Source organism: Streptomyces sp. Root1304, from assembly GCF_001426405.1.
Taxonomy (GTDB): domain Bacteria; phylum Actinomycetota; class Actinomycetes; order Streptomycetales; family Streptomycetaceae; genus Streptomyces.
In genome coordinates, this window is sequence record NZ_LMEP01000007.1 from 106,654 (window position 1) to 124,466 (window position 17,813).

The 17,813-nt window shown below is 70.6% G+C and carries 6 protein-coding genes; all 6 read right to left on the reverse strand.

Translation table 11 applies throughout. The annotated features are described in order from the left end of the window. Positions 1-21: 21 nt before the first annotated feature. The 6 genes from ASD33_RS11575 to ASD33_RS11600 are packed head-to-tail and all read right to left on the reverse strand — an operon-like array spanning position 22 to position 17,743. A complete protein-coding gene (locus ASD33_RS11575) occupies positions 22-2,118 on the reverse strand; it encodes an Hsp70 family protein (RefSeq protein WP_056557567.1) in 2,097 nt (698 codons plus the stop codon). Then, complete coding sequence (locus tag ASD33_RS11580) at positions 2,115-2,762, reverse strand: hypothetical protein (protein ID WP_157870027.1); 648 nt, start codon at positions 2,760-2,762, stop codon at positions 2,115-2,117. Before ASD33_RS11580 ends, ASD33_RS11575 begins: the two co-directional genes overlap by 4 nt. Continuing rightward, entirely contained in the window at positions 2,759-4,432 is a 1,674-nt protein-coding gene (locus tag ASD33_RS11585) for a hypothetical protein (RefSeq protein ID WP_056557571.1), read from the reverse strand. Before ASD33_RS11585 ends, ASD33_RS11580 begins: the two co-directional genes overlap by 4 nt. Continuing rightward, the gene (locus ASD33_RS11590) at positions 4,429-8,490 is read right to left on the reverse strand and encodes a DNA methyltransferase (protein WP_056557573.1); all 4,062 of its coding nucleotides are present in this window, start codon (positions 8,488-8,490) and stop codon (positions 4,429-4,431) included. The genes ASD33_RS11585 and ASD33_RS11590 overlap by 4 nt, the downstream gene beginning before the upstream one ends. Next, the gene (locus ASD33_RS11595) at positions 8,490-11,399 is read right to left on the reverse strand and encodes a DEAD/DEAH box helicase (RefSeq protein ID WP_056557574.1); all 2,910 of its coding nucleotides are present in this window, start codon (positions 11,397-11,399) and stop codon (positions 8,490-8,492) included. Before ASD33_RS11595 ends, ASD33_RS11590 begins: the two co-directional genes overlap by 1 nt. Positions 11,400-11,443: 44 nt before the next feature. Then, positions 11,444-17,743: a protein kinase gene (locus ASD33_RS11600; RefSeq protein WP_056557620.1), complete on the reverse strand. Its 6,300-nt coding sequence runs from the start codon at positions 17,741-17,743 to the stop codon at positions 11,444-11,446. Positions 17,744-17,813: the final 70 nt, after the last annotated feature.

Genomic DNA, 17,813 nt, shown 5'->3' on the forward strand with positions numbered 1-17,813 from the left:
TCACCGCCCCGCCAGTCATCACTACTCCTCGTGAGGGCGGTGGTACCTGAACTCGGGCAGTGGATGTGGGCTCGGAGGAATCAGGGCCCGCGACTGCTGGAACGTCTCCGCTCGTACGATCCGATGACGGGGTGGTACGCAGGTGCGCGGCGTGAACACCCACATACCCTGGGTCAGGGTGGCCCCGAGCACCCGCTCCTTGTCCCGCAACCAGGGGTACCTGCCTTGCAGTTCGGTGTAGTTGTCGTTGGTGACGACGATTCCGTCCGTGTCCTGCGCGATCGCCGTGACCAGCGCGTCGCCCTTGCCCTCGGTTCCGGCCGGGGGCTGGATGAGGTTCCCTGTGGCGAGCGCCGAGTCCACCGCGGCGCGTTCCTCCTCCGCGACCTTGTGCCGGAAGGTGGCGTCGACGACCACGTGGAGCACGGCATCGGGATACCGCGATGCCAGGGCGTCGCGCGCGGACAGCAGTTGGGCGTAGGACGGCCGGTCGTCCCTGCCGTATACACCGGGTCGTCGGGGCGACCTGCCGATCCACGCCAGGTTGGAGCCGTCGACCACGAGCGCCTTGGAAGCCGAGCCCGCGGATCGCCTCCGCGTCTGCGTCGGCAGGAGCGTGGTGACCGTGTTGCCCGCGAGCAGATCATCGAGTTCCTTGCGCACCGCCGGCGTCGGACCACCGGAGCTGAAGCTCTTGATCTCCTCGTTCAGCACTTCCTCGCCGGTGCGTTCAAGGGTGGCCTTGACGTGCAGGAGCCCGTTGGTGTCGTACGTGTACTCCAGCAGGAAACGGGAGTCCTCGCGGACCCGGGGATTCTGGTAGATGAGGCGGAGGTCCGTCAGCTGCACGTTGTCAGCGTGGTCGAGGGGACGGTCGGGGTCTCCTTCCCAGATCTCCACGGCAAGGCTGCGTGCGTTGTCCCGGCGAGGCGTGTAGCTCTTGCGCTCCTTCCACGGCAGGGGTGAGTTGCGCGGGATGATCTGGCTGAACGCCCGCTGTCCGGTGTCGTCCGTGACGACCGTGCCCAGGGCGTGACTCGTCGCCACCTGGATCACGCCATCAGCCTCCCCCGACAGCACGGCTGCCGCGATGGAGGCGCCGCGGGCGACCGCAGTCATGGGATCGCACAGATCGACCTCGACGGGCTGCTGCTGCATGACCTCGGCGACCGCGGCCCGGACACTCGGGATCTGGCTCGTGCCACCGATCATCAGCACCGCGTCCACGTCCAGAGGAGCCATGTGGAGGTCGGTGAGACACTGCTGAACCGGCGCGAGAGCGCGGTCCACGAGGTCGGTGATTGCGTCCTCCAACTCCCCCTGCCACACCTCGACGGTGTCGCCGTCCGGAGTCCTGATGGTGACGGACTCCTCGGAGGACAGGCGGATCTTGCTGCGCTCCACGTCCAGCCCGAACTGCCGCTCCTGCGCGGGCGTCCACGCCGATCGCGCCGGAGCCCGTTCGAGGACGAGGTCACGCAGGCGACGATCGATCTCCAGGCCCCCCAGCTCGGTCACGCCCCGTGAAGCGAGCTCCTCGAAGAACCCGTCCTGGTAGTCGAGCACGGTGACGTCGATGGTGCCGCCACCCCAGTCGAAGACCAGGATGGTTCGAGCCTCTCGCAGCTCGTGCACGTACGAGATCGCCGCCGCCGTCGGCTCGTTGAGCAGCGCCAGGACCTCGATGCCGGCGAACCGCGCGGCGGCGCGCGTGCGGTAGCGGGCGGCACCCGTGGCGTTGGCGGGCACGGTGATCACGGCCTGGTCGATGGCGGTGAGGTTGTGCTCCGCGCCCTTGCGCATGGCCTGGAAGACACCGGCCGCCACCGTCGTGGCCGCGAACCTGCGGCCGTGGATCGTGACGTACTCGTCGCTCTTGAGCAGTCGCTTGCAGGCCTCGGCCGCCTCTTCGGAGCGGAGCTTGGCCTCCCAGCCGAACAACGCTCCCCGGCGCAGTGAGCTCATGCCCACCACCGACGGGAAGAGGTACTCGAAGCCGGGATGACGCCAGTCGGCGTCGATGTGGTGGGCGTCCAGCGACAGCACGTCGACGTCATCGCCCAGCCACTGGGCCACCACGGAGTTGGTGGTACCGAAATCGATTCCGGTCGCGGTCACACGCCCTCCCCGTTCGCGGCGTCGTCGCTCCCGGCCGAGTCGCCCGCTCCGTCCGGGGCGGCCAGGCGGCGCAGCTGCCCGGCGAGCACCAGTTTTCCGGTGGCCTGGTCCACGTAGGCCGGACGCAGCACCTCGAACACCTCGCCGTCGCCTTCCACCACCACGAAGAGCTCGTGTTCGCCGTCAGGCGCGTCCACGCACCGCACTCCCTGGTCCAGCAGGGCGGCACGGATGCCCCTCCGTAGCGAGTTGGCGTTCTGCTTGGGCGCGCCGGCGAGCAGATCGACCTCGACCATCCGGGCCACGTACTCCTCCCGGGAGCGGAACGCCTCCAGAACAGCCTGGCGCAGGGCAGCCGCCACAGCGGTCTGCGTCGGCCTCTCCTCTTCCGGGACAGCGGCCAGGAGCTCGGTCGCCCGCTCGGTGAAACGTGCGAGCAGCATGTGGGGGCTGAGCAGTTCCTCGGGGCGGTAGGTGCGCGGGGAGTCCGCGGAATGTTGCTGGGAAGCCCGGGGAGAAGCGACAGGGGCGTCCGCCTCCGCTCGCCGCTTCTCTTTACGATGCTTGAGGCCGTTGTTTCCCTTGGGAGGAACCCGCTTGGGGCTCACCAGGGTCTTCCGCTGGCTGCGGGGCACCTTCTTCACGGTGTGTGCGTCCTTGCGTTGCGATCGGGGCGCCGGGGCGCGTTGAGTAGGTGGGGCAGCAGATCCGCCACCGCCCGCTGCCGCACGAGCCCCAGGCCTTCGGGAGAGTGAGATGCCGTTCGCCTGGTCAGGGGGGCCAGGGGCGGAACCAACGTGACCGGCACCTCGTCCGGAAGCTCGAACACGTCCAGGTCGAGCGGCAGCACGAAGAAGCCAGACCAGTCCTCGTCACGCTCGGCGTCCCTGATGCGTTTCATCGCGCTGTTGAGCCGCGCGCTCATGTCCACATCGCGCACATGCTCCCGGCGGAGGTCCCGGTACCGGGTCGTCCAGCTCGGCGCGCCGTGCGGCAGCCCGAGGTCGAGATAGGGGTTGGAGGCCGCCGGTCTGTCGTTGCGCTGAACCGCCTGCCGTCGGCGGAGCATACGGAGGTTGGACCCGGCCCGCTCGTGAGCGTCGCGGATGCCCTCCAGGACCAGGGCCGACGCATCGAGTTCCTCTTGGAGCAGCAGCGTGTACGCGTGGAAGTTGAGGGCCTCGGCCCGACAGGCCGGGTCGGCGGCCTCGTACGACACCAGCTTGTCGATCTGGGCGGAGGCACGTGCGAGGTCGTTCATGCACAGCAGGTCGTAGGCCTGGCGCAGGGCCATCAGCGCGTGCAGCGGCGAGCGCGACGGGTTGACGGCCGCCTTGGGCTCCCACAGAGCGAAAATGAGCCGCCACAACCCCCGGTCCTCCCATATGTCCCGGTCCCAGTTGCCGACCGCGACCCCGTCCAGGAGCCGGCGCAGTCGGAGCACCAGGTCACGGGGCAGCTCCCGTTCCAGCTCCTTCACGACCGAGGCGTCGCCGTCGGCGACCCGCTCCAGGAGGTCGTAGACGTCACCGGCCGAGGGCAGCGGCTCGCCCCCGGCAAGGAACGCGTTCCGCCGTTCCCGGGCCGTCCATTCCAGCGCGGTCGCCTGCTCGGCGGTCACCTGGTCGGGGACCAGCCGGGCCTTGAGGTACGCGTGATCCGTCTCCTCGGCCCGGTACTGCCAGGGCTGGTGCTCGGGGCCGACCACTCCGGCGTCGATCAGGTCGTCGAGGACGCTCAGCGGTATCCAGGGGAGCACCCGCGGCAGCATCCGGGACGGGAAGGCGGCCGTACTCTCCGCCGCGAACGCGGCGAGGAGAGCGAACGCCCCGGAGGGGTCCTCGCTCCCGGAGACGGCGACGGTGTCGTCGCCCGCCGTCAGCGCGGTAAGCCGTTGCTCCCCGACTTCGGACAGCCACAGGAAGCCGCCTGCGTGAACTTCCGTGAGCGTCGCGGCGACCGCGGCCGGGTCGGCCCGTTCGAGTACAGCCCGGACAGCGGGCAGCAGCCGGTCGTCAGGTTCGTCGCGCAGGGCGTCGGTCAGTGCGTCATGCGCGACGTCGTGAGCCGTATCGCGCGCGAGGTCGGCGAGTCGCCGGAGCAGGGTGTGGGCGCGCGGCACCGCCTGGGCTCCGAGCACCCCCACCTTCCGCCATCTGCGTACGGTGAACCCGTCGATTCCCGAGTCCGCGCTCTGAGCCTCCCTGCGCTCCCTGAGCGCCCGCAGCCGCTCCCGCTCCCGCGCGACCGCCTCGGCCCGCGCCCCGGCCTCCGACTGCCCCGCCGTGCCGCTGGCCGGCGGCGGACTCGTCACTCTCCGGTTCCTTCGTGGCGGGGGCCGTGGCCCGGGGGCGGAGTGAGGGTGGAGGTGTAGTTCTCGCCGTCCACGAGGGGCGCGGTCAGGCTGACGCCGGCCGCCGCCATGCGGTCGTACTCGGCGAGGATGAGGTCCTTGGTGCGGTAAGTGCCGTACTTGGCCTCGTCCTTGCGCTTGACGATGGGGAAGGTGTCGAGGATGTAGTCGACGTCGTCTCGGGTGATCCCGTAGAGGTGGAAGAAGAGGGCGTCGAGTTCGGCGCGGATGACGGTGCGGCGGTTTTCGTCCCAGATGAAGGGGGCGCCGGTATCGCCGAGGTCGTCCGCGAACCCACCCATGTCGGTCGCCGTGTAGGAGAGTTCGAGAACCCGCGGTACGACCCAGTCGCGGTGCGCGGACAGCTCATCAGGCCCTGGAACCGGCACCTGCTTGACAATAAAGAAGCTCATCGAGTTGCCACCAATGCCCTGGCGGACGATGTAGTCACACGCGAACGACGACCACGCGGACACGAGGAGTTCTGGGGCCTTTGAAGCGGCGATGAGGAATTTGTGTCCTACACCGACGTCAGGAATGACCGATGTCACCATCGTGCGCTCATTGGTCGAACTCGTGACGTCGCGCCACCCGATGTGCCAATGACGGCTCCACGCCTTGTCAGCCAGCCTGGAGCGGACATCGTGTTCCGCCACCCAGCTGTCCGGGAGCGCCCATCGGTCGGGGTCCTCCCATTCGTCCGGCGTCAGGGAGCGCGGTTGGTTCTGGCGCTTGACCGCAGTGACACTCTTGACCACGTCAGCGGCGCGGTGGTTAAAGAAGTCGGTCATCTTCGCCTCGTACAGGGGCAGCATCCTGTTGTCGCCGCTGACGAAAACGTTGCCCTCCAGGTACCAGCCTTCTGCCTCCAATTCCGCACGGGAGTGGAAGAGGGCCGAATCGTGCCCCATGTTGAACAGCCCTTGGCCGAACGAGACGCTCCACGGGTTCCCCTTCGAGTCGCCCTCCTTGAGCAGAATGGGGACCCGCCCGTAGATACCAAGAGTGATCGCGGCGTCCCGACGGGAGCGGAAGACCGGGCACGTGCCCGTGTTCGGGTTGAGGAGGGTGATCTCCTCGGGCGTGAGCGTGAACGCCTTGTCCGCCTCGTCCAACTCCGCCGGGTCGTGCAGGAAGAAGGCGAACCGAGCGGCAGGCTCGCGTAGGGCCCGGCCCGTCAGGGACAGGATGCTGAACTTCATACGGGAGTCCACGTCTGGGAACAGGCCGGCCCGGTTCTCGAAGTCGTACAGCGCCGCGATCGAGCCCTGCTGCACCAGATCCTTGAAGAAGTACTGCGTCCTCGCGTCCGTCGCGATGCCCGTCGGCACGATGACGCCGACGCGGCCCCGCTCGCCCGTCAGTATCCGGTCCGTCTCCGCGAACACCGCGTAGAGGTTCAGGTTTCCCTGGCCCGTCAACGGCACCCGCTTCGACCTGCGTAGGAAGTGGCTTTCCGCATAGACGGCACGCTTCGCCGCCACGTAGTCGCCGTACAGCTCCAGCGTGTCCGGGTCGTCCTGGAGCCTGGCGATCTGTTTCTTGCGGGCGCTCGCGTTCGAGACGGCGGCGATCTCCGGGGCGCGCTGGGCGAAGAACTCCTGCTCCTTCAGCTCCACGCTGTCCCACGGCGGGTTGCCGAGCACGCAGTCGAAGCCGCCCGCCCAGCCCGTCGCCTCGTCCACCGTCCCCGTGACGACCCCGTTCGGGACGGCGAACACCTCGGGGAACTCCAGGTGCCAGTGGAAGAAGCGGTACTGCTCCCGCAAGCGCACGATCTCGTCGTGCGTGGCCTTCGAGGCGCTGGACGCGTCCGGGTCCTCCAGGGAGCGGAAGAGGCCGTGCGTGACCGCCCTGGGAGCCTCCGGGGTCTTCAGCCACATGAAGGCGGCGCACCAGGCGTCGGCCAGGTGGAGGGCGTTGAGGTAGTCGGCGGACTTCTCCCACTGTTCGTAGGCCGCCGCCTGGCCCCGGACCTCACGCAGGTTGCCTGAGGGGGCATGGGTGATCCGGCGCATGCCGGCCGCGAGGGTCGTGTTGGCGACCTTCACGCCCTCGTCCTCCATGTCGAAGAGGGTGAACTGGCCCTTTCTCTCCTCGGCGTTCAGCTTCTCCAGAGACTTCGCGTGCTTCTTGTCGTCACCCTCCGTCGCGATGAACGCCTCGTCCGGAATTCCGCCCCGCAGCAGCTTCGGCGTCGCGCCGATCAGGGCGTTGCCGTGCTTCACGTGGGCGTCCAGGAAGCCCAGCGGCTTGCCCGGTTCCAGGGCCTCCAGCCACAGCGAGACCTTGGCCAGTTCGACGGCCATCGGGTTGAGGTCTACGCCGTAGACGCAACGCGCCACGACCTCGTGCAGCGCGTGGCGGACGGCCTCAAGGGTGGGCTCCGGGTTGCGTTCCCGTACTGCCGCGACCCGCTTCGCGATGCGCCGCGACGCCGCCACCAGGAAGTGGCCCGAGCCGCAGGCCGGGTCGCAGACCGTGAGGGACAGGAGCTCGCGGACGATCGTGTCCGACGGGTCCGGGTCGCCCGCCGCGCTCGCCGTCTGCTCGCCGCGCTTGACCGCGTCGTCCAGGACCGGGTCCAGCGCGGAGTCGAGCAGGCACTCGATGAGCGAGGACGGGGTGTAGTACGAGCCCGTCGTCTTCCTCGTGTTGCCGGCCAGCTCCACCAGTTCGAAGGTGCGGTCGGCCGCGCTGTGCTGCGGTACCAGTTCGAGCAGGGACTCGTAGATCGAGCCCAGTTCCTCGGCGTCCAGGTGGCGATAGTCGACGGTGCGCCAGCGCCGCGAACCCGCGTCCCGGACCTGGGAAAGGTGGCGTACGGCCGTGAGGAGGTACTCATTCGAGAGGGACAGGCCCTTCAGTGGGGCGTCCGTCTCCGTCTCGTCGAAGATGCCGCCGAGGCCCGGCAGGCCCAGTTCCGGGCGGCCGTTCTCGTCGCCGAGGGCGTCCAGGACGATCCGGAGGGCCTGGTAGAGGTCGCCGTGGGCCGTGCCCCGGCGGCGGCGGGCGTGCTGCCTCAGACGAGCCGACGAGAAGTGGGTCGTGTAGCGGTCCCGGGCCTGGTCGGTCGCCTCCGGGCCGTGCAGGGCGTCGCGGTCCTCCGCCACGAAGATGAACAGCAGGCGGTAGACGAGCCGGAGCAACGCGCCGTGCAGGGCCTTGACGTCCGTGTCCTCGCGCAGGGTCGTGTTCGCCGGGTGGCGCAGGAAGCCCGTGCCCAGGGTGGTGATGGCCTCCTGGACGCCCTTGCGGAGCTGGTCCAGGGCGCGCGTGCCGGACGCGATCGCCTCCGTGCGCCACTTCTCCAGCCAGCAGGCGGACGGGGCCGCGCCCTCCGCCACCGCGAAGCGGGAGACGTGCAGCAGGCGGTACAGGAGCACGAACTCGCTGAAGAGTTCGCCGTCGAAGATGGCTTCGAGGTCGAACTCGACGTACGACGCGGTGGCGAGCGCGCTGGAGTCGCGCAGGATCCGGAGCCGGCGGCCGTTGGTGAGGACGCCCCACAGGTGGGCCTCGGTGCGGTTCAGGCACTCCTGGACGAGGGACTGGGGCGGGACCGTGCCCGCGCCGCTGGTGCGCTTGTCCAGGTCGGCGTTCCAGGCCGTCATATGGAGGAGGGCGTGGTTCCAGCGGTGGCTGATGGGGAAGACGCGGTCGGGGTCGCTGTCCGCCGGGATGCCGGTGGCACCGATCGGGGTCAGGCGGCCGAAGCCCAGCTCGGCGAAGAGCGGTTCCAGCCACTGGGAGACGGCCAGGCCGGTCGGGTCGGCAGGGGTCTCGGCGTCCGGGGCGACCGGCAGCTTCTCGCGCAGTTCGCGCCAGACGGACTTCAGGTAGTCCCAGTGGCGTTCGGCCTCGTCGCGTACGGAGCGGGCGCCGATGACCTGGTAGTCGGCGGGAGCGGAGCCCTTGACGTCCTTGCCGTCGGCGATGCGGAGCAGCATGTCAGCGGGGAGCAGGCCGCCGACGGTGTGGACGGCGGAGAAGACCTGGTTGCGGGTGGTGGCGGACATCAGACGGCGGCCTCTCCGGACGCGGCGGGCAGGTAGACGTAGACGCCGAGGACGTCGGCCGGCTTCTGGGCAGTGACCCGCAGGCCCCGGACGATCTCGTCGGAGGCGCGGCGGACGCGCCGGTGGGACTCGTGGAGTTCGGTGGCGAGGGTGCCGCCGAACTGCTCGAGGTGGTCGGTGACGGCGGGGAGCTGGCCGAGGACGCGGGTCACCATGGCCTCGCCGTGGTCGGGGTCGACGCTGTCGGCGGCCTGGGCAGTGAGGAGGGCATGGGCCTGGTCCTCGGGCAGCCACACGGCGTTCTTCGGGGAGCCCTGGAAGGCGAGGAGGCGGGCGTCCTCGGCGACGAGCTGCTTCTCCCCCTGCCGGGAGGGCAGCGTGAGGTGGAAGCGGTAGCGGACGAGGAGCAGGGTCGTGCGGGTGTCGACGGCGCGGGTGGCGACGACACCGCAGCGGCGGGCGGGGCGGCGGCCGTCGGCCTGGCTGTCGAGGGCGGAGTTCAGGACGTGGGCGGCGATGGCACCGACGACGGGGTCGGTGCGGACGAGGGCGGCCTCGCCCCGGGCCACGGCCGAGGTCGTACGGAACGGGATGGGGCGGGCGCCTTCGACGGCGGCGGAGCCGACGACGGGGGCGAGGGCGTCGCGCAGGCCGGCGGAGGTGCCGCTGACCTCGGCGGTGAAGTCGCCGGAGCCGTCGCCCGCCTCCACCAGGTGGGCTTCCAGGGCCGCGAGGGAGGTCCGTACGAAGTCGTTCACCTCGTCGGCGCGGCCGAGGGTGTCGCGGATGGCGAGGACCTCGCGGGCGACCTCCTCCGGGTGGATGGAGCGCTGGGCGAACCGGGAGCGGGAGCGGGTCTCGCGTTCGGCCGCCGACTTCCAGTCGGCCTCCAGGTCGGCGAAGCTCTGCTGGAAGGAGTCTGCCTCGAAGAGGGTGCCCTGCTCGCCCTCCCGGCCGCGCAGCAGCAGCCACTCCACGATGGCGTCGGTGACGCCGGAGGAGGTCTCGTCGGGGACGGAGACGGAGATGCCGAGGTCCTTCTTGATCTGGCGGTGCTTCTTGATGAGGACGTCGAGGACCTTGCCGTCGATGCCGTTGTCGCTGCCGTACAGGGTGATGACCCGGACCTCGTCGCGCTGCTGCCCGTAGCGGTCGACGCGGCCCTCGCGCTGGTCGTGGCGGGTGGGGTTCCAGGCGAGGTCGTAGTGGACGACGGCGTCGAAGTGGTGCTGGAGGTTGACGCCCTCGGAGAGGCAGTCGGTGGCGACGAGGACGCGGCGGGCGGCGGGGTCCTGCCCGGCCTCCTCCGCCAGCTCCTCGATCCGCTCGATGCGCTGCTGGGGCGAGAGGGTGCCGGTGACGGCGCGGACGACGGTCTTCTTGCCGAGCTTGCCGCCCAGGTGCTCGGCGACGTACTCGGCGGTGGGGATGTAGCGGCAGAAGACGATCGGGTGGTAGCCGTCGGCGAGCAGCGCCTTGAGGTGCTTGACCAGGGCCTTCAGCTTCAGGTCGCCTTCCGGGCCCTCCAGGGCGGCGGCCCGGTCGGCGAGTTCGGCGAGGCGGGCGCCCGCGTCGTCGGTCTCGGCGCCGGGGGCCACGTCCATGCCCTCCAGGCTGTCGCTGTCGGCCGCGTCACGGGTGAGGGGCGCGCCGAAGCGGTCGGCCTCCTCGGCGCTGGCGGCGGCCGCGGCGGCGGAGCGCGTACGGAGGGTCTGGGCGGCGGCCCGCGGGGAGGAGACGAGGGAGCGGAGCAGGGCGATCGCGGACCACCAGGCGATACGGGCCTCGCGCTTGCCCTGGCTGCCGGCGGCCTCGACGCGCTCGCTCGCATAGGCGATGGCGTCGTCGAGGAGGGCGCGGTAGGCCGGTGACAGCTTGTAGGTCTCGTCCTTGAAGAAGCGGTCGGACGGGAACGCGGTCCGCTCGGCCAGGCTGTCGTCGCCGAGGCCGTCCTCGGTCGTCAGGTACTGGCGTACGTCGGCGCGCTTGCGCTGGACGAAGTGCTGGGCGAGGAGTCGTCGGCCCCGGTCGGAGTCCAGGTCCGTGCCTGCCAGTTCGGGCCTGACCAGGCCGAGAAGGTTGCGGAAGGCCGACTCCTTGCCGCTGTGCGGGGTGGCGGTCACGAGAAGCAGGTGACGCTCGGCGTCCTCGGCTACGCGGCGCAGCAGCTCGTAGCGGAGCTGGTTCTGCGTGGAGGTGGTGTCGTCGGCGACGACGCAGGTGTGAGCCTCGTCGACGATCACCAGGTCGGGGCAGTGCTTGACGAAGTCGTCGCGGTGGCGGGTGGACTTGATGAAGTCGGTGGAGACGATGACGTGGGGGTACTTGTCGAAGAGCGACTGCCCCAGGTCCAGGCCGCGCTCCAGGCGGGAGACGGTGGAGGCGAGGACAAGTTCGGCGTCGAGGCCGAACTTGGTGCGCAGCTCCTCCTGCCACTGCTCGGCGAGGGCCGGTGAGCAGAGGACGGCAAGGCCGCGTGCCTCGCCCTGGGCGAGGAGTTCGCTCGCGATGAGGCCGGCCTCGACGGTCTTGCCGATACCGACGTCGTCGGAGATGAGGAGCCGTACGGTGCTCTGCCGCAGCGCCATGAGGAGCGGGACGAGCTGGTAGGCGCGGGGTTCGACGGCGATTCCGGCGAGGGAACGGAAGGGGCCGGCTCCGGAGCGGAAGCCGATGCGGAGGGCGGAGCGCAGCAGCCCGGCGGCGCGGTGGTCGCCGAGGTCGGCGGCGGACGGCGGGGCGAACTCGGCGCCTCTGACGTCCTCGAAGGCGGGGAAGACGGCGGCGATGTCGTCGTCGGAACCGCCGAGCGGGCGCAGGACGAGCATGTCGGGGGCGCTCTCGGGGAGCACAACCCATTCGCGGCCTCGGGCGGTGACCAGGGAACCGGCGGAGTAGGTGAGCGTCATCGGGTGAGTCCTCGGGGTCCTCGGGTGGTCGGTCGGTTCCGTGGTCAGGAGGCGGCGGGGCCGCCGAAGTAGCGGGCGTGGCGGGCGACGACGGCGTCCCAGTCGGCGGGGTCGGCCGGGAAGCGGACGACGCCCCAGCCGGCGTCGTAGAGGCGCTCCTCGGCGTCCTCGTCCCGGGTGGCGTCCTCCTCCCTGTCCGGCCCGTCGACGAAGACGGCGAGGTTGACTCCGGGCAGGTGGTAGACGAAGTCGGGGAGGGCGGTGCCGACGAGGGTCTGGCCCTCGTCGGGCAGGCGCAGGCCGTGGTCCCTGAGCCAGTTGACGAGGGTCTGCTCCATGGGAGTGCTCGCCATGTCGTCGGCGTCGTCGGCCGGCGTGTCGGCGAGCTTCGGGGCCGTTCGCCCCAGCTCCTCGACGAGCCGCCGGTGCTGCTCCGTCGGGGACTCGCCCCGCCCTTCAGGCTCGGACACGGCGGAGGCGAGGCGGCGCAGCAGGTGGACGACGGTGTGGCGGTCGATCGCCGCGTGGTCGAGCTGGTTGCCGTAGGTGAGCAGGCAGTCGTAGCAGCCGCGGGCGCAGTGCTGCTTGGCCTGGTCCACTCCGTGCTCGTCGAAGTGGCAGATCTCCAGGGCGCGGAGGGCGGCGACGGCAAGCGCTCCGGGCTCGGCCTGGAGGCGGCGCAGGACTCCGGCGCCGCCCTCCGCGGCCTCGGTGAGCAGGAAGCGGTTGCGGGGACCGTCGTCGGGCGGGAGCAGTTCGCTGGTGAGCTCGGAGTCCTCCAGCTCGAACGCAGCCTCGACGCCCCGCTCCAGGGCGTACATGAGAGTGAGGGCGATGGGTTCGGCCAGCGGCTCGTCGAGGGTGACGACGAGGATGTTGCGGCGGTCCTCGACGAAGGGGACGACTCGCTTCTTGCGGCGCTTCTCGTTGCCGTCCGGGTCGATGACCGGCATCTCGCTGGAGTCGCCGGACGCCTCGGCGGCATCGCGTTCGTTCATCCAGTGGCCGCTTGCGGGGTCGAGCCAGTAGCCGTCCTGCTCGTTCTCCTTGGCGCGCAGCCGTCCCTTGTTGGTGATGCGGACGGTGGCCGAGTCGCCGTACGAGATCGTGGCGAGACTGCCCGCCGGGTCCGAGACGTGGGCGTCCTGGCGGCCCTTGCGGATGCCGTGGTCCTGGAAGCGGTACGAGATCTCCAGCCGGAATCCGGCCCTGCGGCGCTCCTCCTCGTCGGAGGAGATCCGCTCCCGGCGCTGGGTGTAGACGGTGTGCAGGTGCAGCAGGTTGTAGGCGGCGGCGCCGAGCGGCTCCTTGCACATGTCGCAGACGTCGGCGCGCTGCTCGGGATCGTGGTGGTAGCCGCAGTGCTTGCAGCGGGTGGCCGCGGTGGTGGCGATGTCACCGGAGGAGTCCGGGGGCAGTTGGACGCGGGTCACCTGGTAGCGAGCGCCCTCGTGGTAGATCAGCGCGCCGGGGCCGAACTCGCGGATGGCGAGGAAACGGGGGCGCTGGAGGTAGTCGCCGTCGCCGTAGCGGCGGCCGGTGGTCGGGATGTAGGCGGCCAGCGGCAGGCGGGGGAAGGAGTAGCCGGGCAGGAAGCCCTCGGAGGCGAGGTAGCGGTAGGGGTTGAAGTCGGAGAGGACGGACCTGCTGTCCGGGGTCTCGTTCTTCAGGAGGTTGAGCTGGGTCTCGGCCTCCTTGCGGCGGGCGACGGCGCGCCGCCGGTCGCCTTCCGTGAGGGTGTGGTCGAGGACCCGCTTGTTCTGGACGTACTGGTCGACGAGGGCGGCCCGGAAGAGGTCTCGCCAGCGGTCGAAGGCGCGGTCGAAGCGGTCGGGGGCGGTGCGGACGCGGTCCTCGATCCAGCGCTCGTCCCACCAGACGGTCGTTGCGAAGTCGGCAAGCAACGGGCCGAGGACCCGGTGGGCCGCCGCCACCGTGCGGGCCTGCGCGTCGGCGTCGCGGGAGGCCGCGTACAGGTCGTCGTGGAGGTGGAGCGCCGGGTTCGGGCGGCCCAGGCTCTCGTCGTACGCGATGTCGATGATCTGCGGAATGGCCCGGCCGAGCTTCAGCCCGGCCTCGGCGAGCCAGATGCCCTGGAGGTGGGAGAGGACGAGGTCTTCGTTGGCGAGGTCGAGGCGCGGCGGGGCGACGGCGCCCGCCACCATGCGCTCGGAGCGACGGAAGTAGTACTGGTCGTGGCTGTTGCCGGTGGCGCAGTACGTGGTGACGAGGGCGGGCTGGCCGCTCCGGCCGGCGCGTCCGCTGCGCTGTGCGTAGTTGGCCGGGGTGGGCGGCACGTTGCGCATCATGACCGCGTTGAGGGACGAGATGTCGACGCCCAGCTCCATGGTCGGGGAGCAGTAGAGGAGCTTCAGTTCGGCCTTGCTGAAGGCTTCTTCGCGGCGCTCACGCTCGGCGGGGTCGACCTGGGCGGTGTGCTCACGGGCGAACAGGCCGGACAGTTCGGCGGCGGCGTTGCGGTAGAGGTCGCGGAAGAAGGTGTTAACGCGCGGCCCGTCGCCGCTGGCGTAGGTGCGGGTGAGGGGGTCGTGGGCGCCGGACTCACCGGGGCCGGCCCGCCAGATGAGGGAGGCGGCGGAGATCCGGTAGCCGGTGGCGGCGGGACCGGTCGGCGCGCGGAAGCGGCCGGCGCGCTGGGGGGCGGCACTGACCTCAGTGACCAGGCCGGCCTTCGCGAGCACCTTCAGCAGGTCCTCGATGATCTTCTGGAGGTCGGTGTTGTCCAGCTTCACGCCGTCGCGCACGTCGAAGACCGTGGGTGCGGTGCGGCGCAGGTACTTGCCGAACTTGCCGCGGGCCGAGAGGAAGTGCCCGGACCGGTCCATGCCGGGGCTGGAGGGCTGCGGGTAGGCGGTCTTGACCCTGGGCGCGTCGGACCTGCCGAGGACCCACGGGTCGATGAGGCGTTCCTCGCTGGCACGCTGGAGGGCGTCGAAGTCGTCGCGGAAGTACTGGACGTCAATGGCGAGTTCGCGGCGCATGTCGTCCAGGAGCGTCCGCGTGATCTCGGCGCGCAGGGCGGGGTCGGCGTCGCGGAGCGCCGCATGCGTGTCCTGCCAGCGCTCGTCACGCTCGGCGACCCACTGGAGGTCCGCGTAGTCGATCGTCAGCAGACCGGTCCGCTCCAGGTTCGGCATGGTGATGCGCCAGCCGCTCTCCAGGTCGAGGTAGAGACGGAAGGCGATGACGTCACGCAGGGTCTTGGCCGCGTTGCGGGCGAGGGCGGGCGGCAGGTCCGACTGGCCGGTGTACTCGACGGGGTCCAGGGCGAGGGCGTTCGCCACGCGGGTGGCCAGCTCCTCGTGGTGGATGCCCTCTTCCCCGGCGTCCAGGGCGGCCCGGTAGAGCGCGCCGCGCAGTTGGGTGATCTGGACGAAGTCGTTGAAGTGGCCGGCCTGGAGGGAGGCGTCCTGGCGGTTGTCGACGAAGGTGAGGAGCTTGCGCGCCTCCTTGTCGAGGGCTTCCTCGGGAACGGCCTTGAGGGAGCGGACGACGGCCGCCGACACCAGGGAGGTGGCGGAGGACCGGCCTTCCTGGTCGAGGGTCGCGAGCTTCGCGAAGTCCTTGCCACGCGGCTGCTCGTAGGACACCGAGCACTGGATGCAGAAGCGGAACGGGGCCGGGATGAAGGCGGCGTCCAGGTCGCCCCGTCCCTCGTACCCATAGGGGTCGACGGTCACGGCGCGGGGCGCGCGCTCGCGGTACGACTTCCTGACGACTTCCTGACCACGGTCGTCGAGCTCCAGCCACGACTCCGGCAGCTTGCGCTCGGCGACGGCCTCGTCGAGCGAGCGGGGCCACGGGCGGCCGACGTAGAGGTAGCCGTCGCCGGCCCTGCCGCCCGTGGCGGAGGTGTCGCGGCGGGACTCGTAGCGGACCTCTCCGTCCTTCTCGGTGCGCCACACCGTCAGGTACTCCTGGCCGCACTCCCGGCAGAAGGCGAGCGGGATGAGGAGCTTGCCGTCGGTGCCGGGCTGCACCTGCTGGTAGTCACGGGTGAGGTGGCGGCTTTCCGGGTCCTCCAGGGTGACGTAGACGGTGTCGCCCTTGGAGAGGAACTGGTGGAGGCGGAAGGCGAAGAGGGGGCGCTCCGTGACGGGGTGACGGGCCTGCGAGCCGGCCTCCAGGGTGGCGCGCAGAGCCGCGGCGCAGTCCTCGACGGACACGCCGCTCTCCCGGGCGAGGTCCTCGGCCGCGTCCTCGATCTTGGCGGGCTTCTGGCGGACGAGGCGGTCGGTGAGGGTGTCGGTGGCCAGGCCGAAGCGGGTCTCGATCCAGCGGGCGAGCGGGTCACGGACAAGGTCCGCGTAGGCGCGGGGCGCGTCGGTGGTGCGCAGGCGCTCGGCGGCGACGGTGTCGGGGGCCGGGTCGGTGGCGCGGACCAGGGTCTCGCCGATGACGTGCTCGGGGCGGATCCTCGTGCCGAAGAGCTTGGAGGCGACGTCGGCGACCACGCTCTTCTGCTCGTCGATCGTGCCTTCGGTGGACATGGTGGCGGAGGTTCCGACGCACTGGAGCCGGTCGGCCTGGCACGCCTCGCGGACACGGCGGATGAGCAGGGCGACATCGGCGCCCTGGCGGCCGCGGTAGGTGTGGAGTTCGTCGAAGACGAGGAATTCGAGGCCCTTGGCCATCCGGACGAGGCTGTCGCGGTCGTCGGGACGGGTGAGCATCAGCTCCAGCATCACGTAGTTGGTGAGCAGGATGTCCGGCGGGTTGTCGCGGATCTCCCTGCGCGCGGATTCGTCCTCCTGGCCGGTGTACCGGGCGAAGGTGACGGGCTCGCGTCCGGCGCCATATCCGTCCCTGAGGTACTTCTCCAGCTCCTTGAGCTGGCTGTTGGCCAGGGCGTTCATGGGGTAGACGATGATCGCGCGGACCCTCTTGGCGGTCCCCCGCGGCTCCGTCTCCCGGTCCCTGAGGACCTTGTCGACGATGGGGACGATGTACGAGAGGGACTTGCCGGAGCCGGTGCCGGTGGTCAGGACGTAGGAGGCCCCGGACCGGGCGGCGTCGACGGCTTCGCGCTGGTGCTGGTGGAGGGTGAGCGGGCGGCCGTCGCAGACGGTGCCGCCCCTCGTCTTCTTCGCCTGGAAGATCCGCGCGCACTCCGGGTGGAGGACGCCCTGGGACGCGAGCTCGGCAACGGTGCCGGCGGAGTCGAAGAAGGGGTTGAGGGAGAGCCAGGGGTTGGGCCACTGGGACTTGGCGTCGAGGTCGCGCCGGACGAAGTCGGCGACGCGTTCGTCGCGGATGATCGTGCCGCCCTGGGTGAAGGCGCGATACTCGTCGATCAGGTCCCGGTGGACGCCGAAGACGTCCATGCCGGAGGTGTGCGGGCGGGTCCGGGCGGGCGCCTGGTCGGCCGGAGCCTGCGGCACCGTAGGCGTGGCGAGCGCGGCCCGGTCCTGGAGGAGACGGCCCACCGGATCGAACTCGCGCCAGGCGGGCAGCGCTTCGCCGGGCGCGACGAACGGCAGCAGGGCGTCCCGCACGGCGGCGGCGCTCTCGGGGCGGTCCGCCGGATTCTTGGCGAGCAGGCGGTCGACGAGGCGGGCGAGCGCCTCGGGGACGTCGCGCCGGACCAGCCGGACCGGGTTCGGTGCCTGATGGACGTGCTTCTCGCCGAGTTCGTACGCGGAGGTGCCGACGAATGGCGGCACGCCGAGGAGCATCTCGTACAGGACGCAGCCGAGGGCGTAGAGGTCCGCCGCCGGGGTCACGGCTCCGCCCTGGAACTGCTCGGGGGCCATGTAGCGGGCGGTGCCGACGGTGACGCCCGTGCTGGTGAGCTTGGTGCCGTCCGGGTCGTCGACGATCCGGCCCATGCCGAAGTCCAGGACCTTCACGAGACCGCCGCGGGTGAGCATGACGTTGCGGGGCTTGAGGTCGCGGTGCACGACACCCTCGACGTGAGCGGCCTTGAGCCCCTCCGCCATCTGCGCGGCGATGGCGGCGGCCCAGGAGATCGGCAGCTGCGGCTCGTCGGCGACCAGGTCTGCGAGGGGGTGGCCGTCGAGGAACTCCATCGCGAGGTAGGGCAGGCCGCCGTTCGTCTCGTCCACACCCCCGGCGATCGTGCGCGGGAGGTTGGGGTGCCGGCCGAAGGTCTGCATGATCCGCACCTCGCGGGCGAACCGTTCCACGGTCTTGGTGTCGCCGTGCGTGTCGATCCGCAGGCCGGACCGGCGTCGGAGGATCAATTTGACCGCCACGACGCGGTCGGCGTCGCCCGGAGCGGCGTCCAGATCCTCGGCTCTGTGGACCTCGCCCATGTTGCCCGAGTCCACAGCCCCCAGAAGCCGGAACCGCCCCGCGATCATCTCCGTCGCCACAGCCCATTCCCTTGCATCTTCGCGTGGCCCTGCGAGCACACGACTCCCCACGGGAGAA

Excerpts from the sequence above, each read along its gene's own strand:
- ASD33_RS11600 (WP_056557620.1), bottom strand. The coding sequence starts at position 17,743 with ATGATCGCGGGGCGGTTCCGGCTTCTGGGGGCTGTGGACTCGGGCAAC.
- ASD33_RS11590 (WP_056557573.1), bottom strand. The coding sequence starts at position 8,490 with ATGTCCGCCACCACCCGCAACCAGGTCTTCTCCGCCGTCCACACCGTC.
- ASD33_RS11595 (WP_056557574.1), bottom strand. The coding sequence starts at position 11,399 with ATGACGCTCACCTACTCCGCCGGTTCCCTGGTCACCGCCCGAGGCCGC.